This is a genomic window from Butyrivibrio sp. AE2032 (assembly GCF_000702965.1).
This window is the reverse complement of sequence record NZ_JNLF01000004.1, coordinates 492,544-504,573: the sequence shown is the minus strand read 5'-3', so window position 1 is coordinate 504,573 and position 12,030 is coordinate 492,544. Positions and strand designations below refer to the sequence as shown.

At 49.2% G+C, this 12,030-nt stretch carries 9 protein-coding genes; all 9 read left to right on the top strand.

Annotation, left to right across the window (positions count from 1 at the left end; all coding sequences use genetic code 11):
- Positions 1-433: 433 nt before the first annotated feature.
- The 9 genes from BO18_RS16285 to BO18_RS16245 all read left to right on the top strand — a co-directional run bounded on the left by BO18_RS16285 (position 434) and on the right by BO18_RS16245 (position 11,971).
- On the top strand, positions 434-874 hold the full coding sequence (locus BO18_RS16285; protein WP_051688842.1) for a division/cell wall cluster transcriptional repressor MraZ: 441 nt from the start codon (positions 434-436) through the stop codon (positions 872-874).
- Positions 858-1,826 (top strand): 16S rRNA (cytosine(1402)-N(4))-methyltransferase RsmH, encoded by a 969-nt coding sequence (rsmH, locus tag BO18_RS16280; protein ID WP_034448024.1) that lies wholly within the window; start codon positions 858-860, stop codon positions 1,824-1,826. Before BO18_RS16285 ends, rsmH begins: the two co-directional genes overlap by 17 nt.
- Before the next feature lie 29 nt (positions 1,827-1,855).
- Positions 1,856-2,650 carry a hypothetical protein gene (locus BO18_RS32955; protein ID WP_051688841.1) on the top strand — a complete coding sequence of 265 codons (795 nt, stop codon included), beginning with the start codon at positions 1,856-1,858 and terminating at the stop codon, positions 2,648-2,650.
- Positions 2,589-5,078, top strand: coding sequence for a penicillin-binding transpeptidase domain-containing protein (locus BO18_RS32950; RefSeq protein WP_185752481.1), 2,490 nt, complete (start codon positions 2,589-2,591; stop codon positions 5,076-5,078). The genes BO18_RS32955 and BO18_RS32950 overlap by 62 nt, the downstream gene beginning before the upstream one ends.
- A 131-nt stretch (positions 5,079-5,209) precedes the next feature.
- Entirely contained in the window at positions 5,210-6,733 is a 1,524-nt protein-coding gene (locus BO18_RS16265) for a UDP-N-acetylmuramoyl-L-alanyl-D-glutamate--2,6-diaminopimelate ligase (protein ID WP_081861096.1), read from the top strand.
- A complete protein-coding gene (locus BO18_RS16260; protein ID WP_034448019.1) occupies positions 6,730-8,181 on the top strand; it encodes a UDP-N-acetylmuramoyl-tripeptide--D-alanyl-D-alanine ligase in 1,452 nt (483 codons plus the stop codon). Before BO18_RS16265 ends, BO18_RS16260 begins: the two co-directional genes overlap by 4 nt.
- Before the next feature lie 3 nt (positions 8,182-8,184).
- A complete protein-coding gene (locus tag BO18_RS16255) occupies positions 8,185-9,600 on the top strand; it encodes an FtsW/RodA/SpoVE family cell cycle protein (RefSeq protein WP_034448017.1) in 1,416 nt (471 codons plus the stop codon).
- A 4-nt stretch (positions 9,601-9,604) separates the two neighbouring features.
- Positions 9,605-10,717, top strand: coding sequence for an undecaprenyldiphospho-muramoylpentapeptide beta-N-acetylglucosaminyltransferase (gene murG, locus BO18_RS16250; protein ID WP_034448015.1), 1,113 nt, complete (start codon positions 9,605-9,607; stop codon positions 10,715-10,717).
- Between the two features lie 18 nt (positions 10,718-10,735).
- Entirely contained in the window at positions 10,736-11,971 is a 1,236-nt protein-coding gene (locus BO18_RS16245) for an FtsQ-type POTRA domain-containing protein (protein WP_034448012.1), read from the top strand.
- Positions 11,972-12,030 lie beyond the last annotated feature (59 nt).

Genomic DNA, 12,030 nt, shown 5'->3' with positions numbered 1-12,030 from the left:
CATATTACTGCGGCTGTTCAGTATGTTTATCCGCTCCCTGTGCGGTGTGAAAAAGGAACAGATTTCATCCATTTTTCGCTTTTAGGGCCGGAGACGGAATTTTTCCTCCACTTTGCACCCCCGCTAAATTACGGGCTTTGTAACATTCGGTCCGGCTTGCAAAACCACGGTTTATGCTATATCATTCCAGCAATAACAATTGCCGAAAGTGCCCGCTGTTGACGGATTTCTGCCCAATGTAAAGGGCATAAGAAAAAATATTTAACAAATTTCACCAAAATTACAAATATCCTCTTGCATTAAAAGATAGTTACGAATAGAATACAGTTGTGTGGTGAAAAGGGGAGGAAACTCTCACAAAAGTGGAGCAAAATGGTCTGATTGACCTATTGTAGCTTAAAACCCCGCAAAATCAAGCTAACTGAGACTCAAAATGGCAAGAGACGTAAAGAAAATAGACGCTAAGGGAAGATTTTTCATTCCCGCAAAGCTCAAAGATAAGCTTGGAAGTGTTGTTGTAGTTACCAACAGCATCGACAGCGGCTATCTCTGCGTCTACTCCCAGGAGCACTATGAAAAGGAGATCTTGCCGTCGTTCATGAACCCCGACAGGAACACCGCTGTTCCGGGATTCAACAAAGTTATGAGAACGATCATCGGTGAAGCCAGAGAGATCAATGTTGATGCACAGGGCAGAGTTTCGGTTAACAGCGAACTTTGGGAAAACATCGGGGCAAAACCCGGTGACGAGATATGTGTTTTCGATATCGGTTACAAGCTCGATATCTGCACAAAGGTATTCTATGACCACGAGGATCACGACTTGAGCAATATAGTAGGACTGGAGACGATGTGCTATGTTAAAGGTCTCTGATTTTGATCACATTCCCGTACTTCTTTATCCGACGGTCGACGCACTTAACGTCAGACCCGGCGGCATCTATGTCGACTGCACTGCAGGCGGCGGAAGCCACAGCGCCGAGATCGCGAGAAGGATGAGAGGTCAGGGCATCCTTGTCTCGATAGACAAGGACGATGCGGCTCTTGCGGCATGCATGGAAAGAAGAGAAGCGTTTGAGGGTATTAACTGGATGCCCGTAAAGTCCGATTACAGGGATATCGATGACATCATTAGAAGCCTTAAGATCGGCAAGGTCGACGGCATCATGGCTGACCTCGGCGTTTCCTCATATCAGCTTGATACGGCTGAAAGAGGCTTCTCATACATGAAGAACGGTCCTTTGGACATGAGAATGGACCCTAATGAATGGCTTACGGCTGCTGAAGTCGTAAACAAGTATTCGAGAGATGATCTCGAGAGGATCTTCAGAGAGTACGGCGAGGAGCGCCACGCAGGCAGGATCGCCGACGGTATCTGCGAGAGACGCAGAACGAAGCCGTTCTCAAGGACAACGGAACTTGCGGCAGCTATAAAGGAATATATGCCCGGTCACGGCAGTGGTGAGGATCAGCATCCGGCCAAGAGATGCTTCCAGGCGATAAGAATAGAAGTAAACCATGAACTGAGCGGACTTGAATCTCTGCTCCAGGACGGAATAAGAAAGCTTAAACCCGGCGGAAGGTTCGCCGTGATCTCGTTCCACTCGCTTGAGGACAGGATCGTAAAGGAAGCATTCAGGAGCGCTGAGAGTCCCTGCACCTGTCCCCGTGATTTCCCCGTATGCGTTTGCGGCAAGAAGTCACTCGGAACGGTTATTACAAAGAAACCCATCGAGCCAACGGAAGAGGAGATTGAGATAAATCCCAGATCGAGAAGTTCGAAACTAAGGGTATTTGAGAGGAACGATAACGAACAGTACAACTAACATTCAGGTCAGAGGTTGAGAATATAAAGATGGCAGTCAGAAATCCGGAAAGAAAAGCTAAAAGCTTTGAAGTGGGCGTTGAAGATGAGATGCTCCTTGAGGTTCTGTCTGCAAAAAAGACGGATATAACCCTTAAGCACAACGGTAACGGTTCCGAAGGAAGCGATAATGCCGAAGGCAATGGCATGTCCGGCATGAACAACCATTCCGGAGAAAACGGCAGTTCCGGCGGAAGCGGAAACTTTGGCGGCAACGGCAACTCCGGCGGAAACGGCAATATCGGCGGCAACGGAAATTCCGGCGCGTCTCATGAAGGCGGAAACGGAGACGTTATATCTTATGAGGATGTCCGTGCAAGAACGGTAAGTTATGCACGTGATCACGAAGATGCCAAGACCAGACGCGAGAACAAGAAAAAGTCCAGAAGACTTACGGGCAGAAGACTTTTCGAGACCATCCTTTCGATCGGCCTCGTAATCCTCATCGGATTCTTTGTAATGCTGCTCCTCTATCCGCAGACCGAACTTTCCGAGCTCGCAAGAGACAATTCCAATCTCAAGGATCAGATCAATACAGCAAAAAGAGAGATCGTAAATGCTGAAGAGAATGCGAACGGTATTGCGGACATGGACGTAATCCGTGCCCAGGCGCTGGCTCTCGGAATGCAGGATCCTAACCAGAATCAGGTAATCAATCTTCCCATTCCTAATACGGATTCACTCCGTACGAGAATGACATACAACACCGACGGAATCAATGACGATGCTTTCAATGATTCCAAGGACGCTCTGGCTGATTACTATGCGGCTCATCCCGGTAAATAACGAAAAAGAGCCGGTAACGGGCTCACAGGAAGTCACTGAAGAAGCGCCCAAGCCGAAGAAGCAAAGACGCCACTTCAGGCATGATTTCTTTCCTAAGTTCTGGATCTCGGTTGTAACTGCAGCGGTCGTCGGCTACTCGGGATATCTTGTCTACACTCTCTATCAGACAACTGTCGTAGATTACGATAAATATGCAAGAGCTGCCGCTGATGAGCAGTGGACACTCATGACATACAGTGCGGACAGGGGAATGATATACGATTCCAACGGAGCTCCGCTCGCTTCAAATACTTACGACTTTACAGTAATCTGCTCTCCGAAGCTTGTCTCTGCACCTGATATGGACAGGGTCCAGATAATGCAGGCGGTCGTATCTTATCTCGGTGTCGATTATGCAAAACTCGATTCGATAATCCCTGAAGATCCTGAGGATAAGACCGACAAGAGAAATAATGTCGAAGGATGCGACATTATCAAGAATGTCCCTGCCGAGAAGAAAGCCGAGTTCGAGAAGTACCTGAAAGATAACAAGATCAAGGGCTTCGGCTTCGTGGCAGTTCCCCAGAGATACTACAATTACGGAAACCTTGCTTCACAGGTCATCGGATATGCAAAGAACGACGGTGAGAGCCTTAAGGGCATCTACGGACTTGAAGCATATTATAACGAGGTCCTCTCAGGTGAAGACGGCTACAGATACTCGGAAACGGACGAGATCACAGGAGGCGTTCTTCCGTATTCCGACGCAACGTCGATCCCTGTATCGGATGGCAACAACATAGTCACCAACATCGATATCAGTATCCAGAGAATAGCCGAGCAGGCCGCTAAGGAAGCATATGAGAAATACGATCCCATCGACGGTGTCTGCGCCATCGTAATGAATCCTTATACGGGCGCCGTTTATGCGATGGTATCGCTTCCGAACTACGATCTTAACTATCCGTACGCAATGCCTTACGGTACGAGCGAAGAAGACTGGAACCTGATGAGTTCTGAGGATCAGGTCCAATACGTCATGGCTAACGCATGGCGTAACAGATGCGTATCCGATACATACGAGCCCGGTTCAACATTCAAGTCGCTTACGACATGCATGGCTTTTGAAGAGAACCTCGCAAGGGAAGACGAACTTTTCAGCGATGAGCCTATCGCCATCTCGTCAAAGCATACGATCTCCTGCTGGGCGCAAAAGAAAGGATACAATCACGGCACGGAGACTCTGGAGAAGGCATTCCAGAATTCCTGCAACCCGGTATTTACACAGCTTGCTTACAGGATCGGCCTTAACAAGTATTATTCATATGTGCGCATGCTCGGTTTCTATGACCACACGGGGATAGACCTCCCGGCAGAAGGAAAAGGCATCTTCCACAGCGAACCGACCACGGTCGATATGGCCGTTCTCGCATACGGAGAGTCATCGACGGTCACACCTATCCAGCTCATTACTTCGTATTGCGCGATCATCAACGGCGGAGACCTGCTCGTTCCACACATCGTAAAATACATTACCGATCCGGACGGCAACATCATTGATGAGATCGAACCTGAGGTAGTACGCACGGTATTCTCCGAAGATACATGCAAGAGAGTAAGGACTCTGATGGAAGGCGTTGTATCCGACGGTACAGGTTCTGCCGGTAAAGTTGCAGGTTATGCTGTGGCCGGTAAGACATCGACATCAACGATTGACGTCGGCAAACTCAAGGGCGCGCACGTTCTCTCGTTCTCCTGTTATGCTCCCGCATACGATCCGAAGATCGCTGTCCTCGTCGTCATCAACAAGCCGAGAGACTATTCTGTCGGATCTTCATCTGCCGCTTCCACGGCTGCAAAGATCGTTGAAGGCACACTGTCTTATATGGGCGTTGAGAGAAGATTCAACAAAGACGAATACGACCAGCTCCTCAAAAGAGAATGGGTACAGGAAGTAGAGGGAAAGACCGCTGCTCAGGCTTCTTCCACGATCACGTACTACGGACTTTCAACTCTCTACGGAACGCTGGACATGACCCCTGATACGGTAATTGCCACCACACATCCGGATTACAATTACAAACTGTACAAGGGCGGTGTCGTCGTGCTCTATCCGTACGGAGTCACAAAGGAACAGTGGCTTACCACGAGGGTTCCGAACATGACGGGCATGACTGCCGTAGAGTGCCTGGAAGCCTGCACCAAGCTCAACCTCAACTGTTATATCGATATGGATAAGAGCGACATCACCGGCGTCTGCGTCTCGCAGAATATCGCTGCAGGATCGCAGGTCTATGCAGGTGACATCATTACCGTCACGCTTTCGAGAGATACCAGTGAGATAAATCAGGCTCAGGAAACAACCTCAGTCAACGTCGGCAGTTCATCCGATGAGGACGGAAGGACGGATGCGCTTCCTGCCGACAACCGTCACGATGAGGATGATTAGTGGTCTGACGCACAAACATAGCATGGGCTGTCAGGTTAATTTCATCCTTTTTGCCACAACAGAAACCTTAACTTTTTGATTTAATATAGGAACGCCCGAAAACTAAGAGGGTATCAATACGGGAAAGGAAGATGAAGATGCAGCTTCTGAACGTTCTTAAAGATATCGAATACAGACTGATAACAGGCGATCTCGAAAAAGAGACAGTCTCTGTTGAATACGATTCCCGCAAGGCGGTTCCGGGATCGATCTTCGTTTGCGTCAGGGGATTTACCGTTGACGGCCACGCATACGCTGAAAAGGCCGCAGAGAAGGGTGCATCTGCCATTATAGTTGACAGCGGAAGGGAAGGTTTTTCAGATGATGAACTGATCCTTCTGGCTGAAAGATACGGCCTCACGGTCGTTGAGATAGAAGACACGCATAAGCATCTGTCGGACATAAGCGCAAATTTTTACGGACATCCCGAGAATATCCTGTCCGTTTACGGTATCACAGGTACAAAAGGAAAGACCACTACCGCTTTTATGTTGAGGGAGATCCTTGAACGCAGCGGAAGAAACACCGGACTTATCGGAACGGTCTGCAACATCATCGCGGGAGAAAAGATCCATTCCGAGCACACCACTCCCGAATCAAAAGATCTCTATGAGATGATGGGCGCGCTTGTAAATGCCGGCAGTTCAAGCCTTGTTATGGAAGTATCTTCACAGGGTCTGAAACTCGACCGTGTAAGAGGCATCAGATACCGTACCGCCGCATTTACCAATCTTTACGAAGACCACATCGGCACGAACGAACATCCCGACATGGAAGACTATATCTCATGCAAGCTCAGGATATTCGACAACTGCGATACAGGCATATTGAATCTTGACTGCAGCGTTGCTGACAGAGTCATTGAATATTGCAAAGGTAAAGTTGAACTTATTACATACGCAATAGATAATGGTGCGGATTTTACCGCAAAGAACTTAAGGCCTGAACGCAGAGGCCATGTTACCGGCACTGTATTCGAGCTCGATTCCGTATACTACAAAGGAGATATCTTTGTTGCTCTCCCCGGCAAGTTCAATGTATACAACGCGCTCTGCGCGATCTGCACCGCATATAAGGAAGGCATCGGCATAGATGCTGTCAGGGAAGCTCTCGCAACCATCAGCGTTCCGGGCAGGATGCAGCCTGTCGAGAATGATTTCGGCGTAAACATCCTGGTCGATTATGCCCATAATGCGGCAGCTTTGGAAAGTGTCCTGGATACGCTCAGGGAATATACCGAGGGCAGGATAATCACCGTTTTCGGATGCGGCGGAAACCGTTCGGTAACAAGGCGTTTCGAGATGGGCGAAGTATCCGGAAGACTTTCGGATCACACGATAATCACGTCTGACAATCCGAGAAACGAGAAGCCTGAGGACATCATCGCTAACATCGTCACCGGCATATCCAAAACGGACGGTGAATATGAAGTCGAGCCTGACAGGACGAGCGCGATCAAGCTCGCCGTAAACATGGCGCGTGCGGGAGATACCGTTCTCATCGCCGGAAAAGGCCATGAGGATTATCAGGAATTCGAGAACAAGAGAACTATACATTTTGACGATTGCCAGCAGGCGAGAGAAGCTGTAGCGGAACGAGAGGGCAGGGAAGGATGATGTTCACTCTCGAGGAAGCAAAGAAAGCCGTCGGCGGCAGATTCGTATCGAACACGGATTCGATAGTCTTTGCCACGGCGATCGAAGTCTTCGGTGTATCGACGGATACCAGGACCATAAGACCCGGTGAGCTTTTTATCGCGCTCCAGGGCGACAATTACGACGGTAACGGTTTCCTTGAAGAAGCCGTGCGGCTCGGGGCCTGCGCCGTAATGACTGACGATGCGAAAAAGATACCCGAAGGTGCGGTCGCCATTGTCGTTGAAGATACGGCACGCGCACTCTGTCTCCTTGCTAGCCACTACAGGTTCAAGCTCGGATGCAAGGTGATCGCCGTAACGGGTTCCATCGGAAAGACATGGGCCAGGACCATGATCGCCGAAGTCCTTTCAACTGCACTCAAAGTTCATTCGAATACGGAAGACAGTAATGAGATAGGCATGTCGAAGACCATTCTTTCGGCGCCTGAAGACTGCGATGTCATCGTGGTCGAGATGGGCATGAAAGGAAAAGGCCTGATATCTTATCTTTCAGAGATAGCAAGACCCGACATTGCGATAATCACGAGTGTCGGTTATTCGCATATAGGCATCCTCGGAAGCAAGGATGCGATAATGAACGCCAGGATGGAGATATGCGACGGTCTTACTGACGGAGGCATAATCGCCGTCAATGCTGATGACAGGATGCTTTTCGACCACTGCGTCAAAGTGCTTCCGATCAACAACTTTATCGCGGGCATAAAGACCGGAGAAGGAGATGATCTTCCTTGTCCGATAATCATCTCGGCAACTGATATAACAGAAGATGAGAACGGAACTTCCTTTAAGGCCGTTCTAAAAAGGATGGATAAGAGATCCGAATTCTCCGTTCCGCTCAGAGTCGGAATGTTCGGAGACAATGCTGTAAGAAATGCGCTGTTCGCGGTCTTCTGCGCATACATGACCGGTATCACCAAAGAACACGATAATCAGAAAAAGATAGCTGAAGCAATACTGAACAGGAGTGCGATCGACGGCAAGGGCGCGACTTTCGAGACATCCAGATATCTTGTCATGAACGATGCTTATAACGCCTCTCCGGAATCGATGGAGGATGCGTTCCTGAATTTCTCGAAAAAGGCCGCAGGACGCCGTAAGATACTGGCTTTGGGCGGCATGCTCGAGCTCGGCAAGTTCGCATCTGGTCTTCATGAACTCACCGGAAGGTCATGCGCAGGATATGACTTCGACAGAGTGTTCATTACAGGCGACAACACTGATGAATTCATAAGAGGAGCCCACATGGTCGATATGGAGCTCGAAATAGTAAAATGTAAAGATACCGAAGACGTGAGAAGACGTCTTGATGAATATGTAAGAGACGGAGACGCGCTGCTCTTCAAAGCTTCGCACAGCTTCGGTTTTGAGACGGTAGCAAAGTATTTTATCGAGAAGGGAAATGCCTGACAGATGGCTGATAAGAAGAGACATTCGATAATACCGGATAAAAAGCCGGACGGAAGCATCCATTCGCCCGAGCCGGAAAAGGCTGTGGTAACCGATATCAACAGCCTGATCGAACCGCCTTCGGAAAAGGAAGGACTTACTTCGGCTAAGATCGAGAAGGCTGTAAAGACAGCGGACATTCCGATGATCCTCATGATCTTTGTCATGATCGTCTTTGGTCTGATAATACTCTACTCGGTGTCCGGACCTGATGCATACGGACAGTTCCAGGATTCATCGTGGTTCCTCACAAGACAGCTCAGGTTCACCATAGGCGGTCTGGTCGTAATGTTCATTGTGGCATTCATCCCGATCGATTTCTTTAAGCAGAAATGGATAGCAATATCGGCTTATGTGCTCAGTCTCGGTCTTGCGCTTGCGACCATCCTGTTCGGCGTAGGACGTGAGCACGGTGCGAGCCGCTGGATCAACATCGGCCCCATCCAGCTCCAGAGTTCCGAGATCATCAAGGTAGCGCTGATCGTTGCTTTTGCGGGTTACCGTGCGATGATCGCGCAGCTTAAGAGCGAGGGCAGAGTCAAGCGCCCGAAGAGTAAAGCCGGAAGGATCCTCATTGATGCGATGGTCGAATTCATTATCCCGATAGTTCTTTGCATCCTTGTCGACCTTGTCATAGTTCTTCAGCCGCACGTATCCTGCTTCATCATCGTTGCTGCGGTTGTGGCCATGTGTGCGATCGTATCCGAGATCCCTCTCAAAGACTGGATCGTTGGAGGACTTATAGTTGCCATTGTCGGAGGCGCCGTCGGAGGAATTGCTTGGGCTTTAATGCCTCAGGCAAAGAAGGACAGATTCATGAAGAACTATGCGCACGTTTTCAAGCGTATCTCGATCTACAATTCCGACGGTGAAACTGAAGATGAGGAGCTTACAAAAGACGATACCCGTCAGGTAGATAACGCCCTTAATGCTCTTGGTTCAGGTGGAATGTGGGGTGTCGGTCTGGGTAATTCCAGAGCAAAATATAATTACGTTTCCGAGGCACAGAACGACTATATCTTCTCTATCTATATTGAGGAGACCGGCTTTGTCGGAGGAGTTGTTCTGGTGCTGATGTATCTGGTGATGTTCTTCATGTGTTTAAAGGTGTGCTGGCGCGCCAAAGACGTGTTCTCGCGGACTGTCGCGACGGGGTGTACCGCGCTGATATTTGTCGAAGTTCTGCTCAACATTTCGGTTGAACTTCAGGTCATCCCGGCTACGGGCGTTACGCTGCCGTTTATCAGTTACGGCGGTACCGCGCAGGTATGTCTCCTGATCGCATACGGTCTTATTCTCTCCGTATCCAGGAGCGGAACCGTCCGTCCCGAAAAGAAGAATCCGGCATCCTCTGTGAAAGAGATTAGAACGGAGGCCTGACCGGATGGAAAGAAGATACATGATCACGGGAGGAGGCACCTCGGGCCATATCAATCCGGCTCTTGCAATTGCCGAACTCCTTAAAGAAGATGCCGAAGCAAACGGCGATACATGCAGGATCATCTTTACAGGCAGGAAGATAGGACTTGAAGGAGAACTGGTTCCCAAGGCAGGTTATGAATTCCGCGATGTTGAGGCGCTCCCGATGCCTTCGAAGCCGTCCCCGAAGATGATAAGTTCTTATCTCGCGCTCGAGCGCGGCAAGAAGCAGTGCATTTCCCTGATAAATGATTTCAAGCCCGAGTGCGTCATCAGCACAGGCGGTTATGTCAGCGGACCTCTTCTGTCCGCGGCGAAAAAACTTCATGTCCCGGTTATGATCCATGAAGCAAATGCTTTTCCCGGCAGGGCCAACAAGTTCCTGTCCAAAGGTGCGGCTCTCGTAATGACGGGCTTTCCCGGTCAGGAAGCGATCTTTTCAAAAGCAAAAAAAGTGGTCTATACCGGCAATCCCGTGAGGAATATGATGTTCGGCAGAACAAAAGAATCTTCAAGGAATGAACTTGGTATAGCTCCCGATCAGAAATTTGTGTTCACGATGGGCGGATCTCTGGGTTCCGCAACGCTAACGAACTTCATCTTTGACATGGCGCGGAAGCCTGAATACAAAGACATCTGCTTCTTCATCTCGGTCGGCAAACATAACTCTGTCGAGATAACTCCGGAGATCCTTGCAGTTCCGAATCTCGAGATAAGGGAATACATCGACAGGCCTGACCTTTACATGTCTGCTGCCGACTGTTCCATACTCCGTGCCGGCGCTGTAACTTGTGCCGAGATCACGGCAACGGGTGCGTGTGCGATTATGGTCCCTTATCCTTATGCGGCTCACGATCACCAGACATATAACGCAAATTCACTTGCTCAGAAAGGTGCCGGAATAGTCGTAAGCGACGATGACGTAAAAGCCGGCAAGCTCGAACCGGTCCTCATAGGTCTTTTGAACGATCCGGCAAAGCAGGAACAGATCAGAAAAGCAGGCAGCAGCCTTGCGATCAGGGATACGGGAAAGCGTATAACAGATGCCATAAAGTCAGCCCTTGGGAATGAGAGTTAAACTGATAGAATATTAGCTATGGATGACAGTGAATTAGACAGATTATTCGGCGAAGACGGCAAGTCTGACGAAGGTGCCCTGAACGGAGATAACGGGGCATCCGCTGAAGATTCTGCAAAAACGGCATCCGGCGATAATGAAAACACAGAACGGGATGAGGATGAAAACCCGTTTGAATTATTAGCTGAAGAGGAATCCGGAGATACGGAAGAAAAGTCAGAAGAGGTAGAATCTGACGGAGACACTGATGAAGGTGAGGATGCACCCGAAGAAGACTCCGAAGAGAATATTGGCGAAGATTCCGGTGAAGAAGATGAAGAGTCAGGCAAAGAAAAGGAATCTCCGGTAAGGAATCGTGATAACGCCGTAAACAGGACTCCGCGCACGGTCAGGAGAGAACGCCCGGTCAAACAGGCTGCTCCATCCGATGACGGCAGTCTGTTGGATTTCATCCGTCAGAACCGCAAAGGCGTTATCGCTGCATGCCTGGCGGTTGCCGTTATTATCATGATCCTTCTGGTCGTATTCCTTCCTGCTTTCAGGGTGAGAAATGCGCATGTTGAAGGCAATGTCGTTTTGACAGACCAGGAAGTGCTTAAGGAAGTCGGCCTTGAATACGATTCTCATCTCATGAGCGGCGTAAGCGGCAATATCTTCGACATCTTAAGGCTCAACTATGGCAAGACAGAAGAGCGCGTTAAGCAGGAAAACCCTTATATCGAGGATATCAGGATATCCGTTAAACTGCCTTCCACCGTGGATATCAGGATCAAAGAGAGAAGAAAGGTCTGCTATATCAGGACTCCTGACGGTTATGCTGCCCTGGATGAGGACGGCATCGTATTGGAACTTTCCTCTTTCGATGCGAAAAGAACTGTCAGGCCAGTCATCTGCGGCCTCAACGTCAAATATGCCGAGCTCGGAAAACCCGTAAAGATATCGAACATGAACGATTACAAGAAGGCGATCATCGTGCTCGGCGCCATACTTGCGGCTGATAACGCAAGCGTCGGCGGTGACTATTCAATGTTCGAGAACACTTCTGAAGTAAGGATACTGCCGAGCGGCTATATCTTCCTCACGGTGTACCTGCCATCGGGCAACCTCATACAGATAAAGCTCAACGGCACGGACAACATCGGTGACCACATGGCATGGCTCCTTTATGCGAGCAACTCCAATTCGCTCGACAAGCTTACGGCCGACGGATCGCTCGACATGACGGGTGATGAGTATATTTTCGACGAATACTGATAAAAAACTTGATTTCAAATATTTAGTGCTATTATAAATGTGAAAGTTTCTTTACATTC

What these genes read in the sequence shown, in the direction of transcription:
- rsmH (WP_034448024.1), top strand. Translation starts at nt 858, where the DNA reads ATGTTAAAGGTCTCTGATTTTGATCACATTCCCGTACTTCTTTATCCG.
- BO18_RS16265 (WP_081861096.1), top strand. Translation starts at nt 5,210, where the DNA reads ATGAAGATGCAGCTTCTGAACGTTCTTAAAGATATCGAATACAGACTG.
- BO18_RS32950 (WP_185752481.1), top strand. Translation starts at nt 2,589, where the DNA reads ATGCTTTCAATGATTCCAAGGACGCTCTGGCTGATTACTATGCGGCTC.
- BO18_RS16245 (WP_034448012.1), top strand. Translation starts at nt 10,736, where the DNA reads ATGGATGACAGTGAATTAGACAGATTATTCGGCGAAGACGGCAAGTCT.
- murG (WP_034448015.1), top strand. Translation starts at nt 9,605, where the DNA reads ATGGAAAGAAGATACATGATCACGGGAGGAGGCACCTCGGGCCATATC.
- BO18_RS16285 (WP_051688842.1), top strand. Translation starts at nt 434, where the DNA reads ATGGCAAGAGACGTAAAGAAAATAGACGCTAAGGGAAGATTTTTCATT.
- BO18_RS16260 (WP_034448019.1), top strand. Translation starts at nt 6,730, where the DNA reads ATGATGTTCACTCTCGAGGAAGCAAAGAAAGCCGTCGGCGGCAGATTC.
- BO18_RS16255 (WP_034448017.1), top strand. Translation starts at nt 8,185, where the DNA reads ATGGCTGATAAGAAGAGACATTCGATAATACCGGATAAAAAGCCGGAC.
- BO18_RS32955 (WP_051688841.1), top strand. Translation starts at nt 1,856, where the DNA reads ATGGCAGTCAGAAATCCGGAAAGAAAAGCTAAAAGCTTTGAAGTGGGC.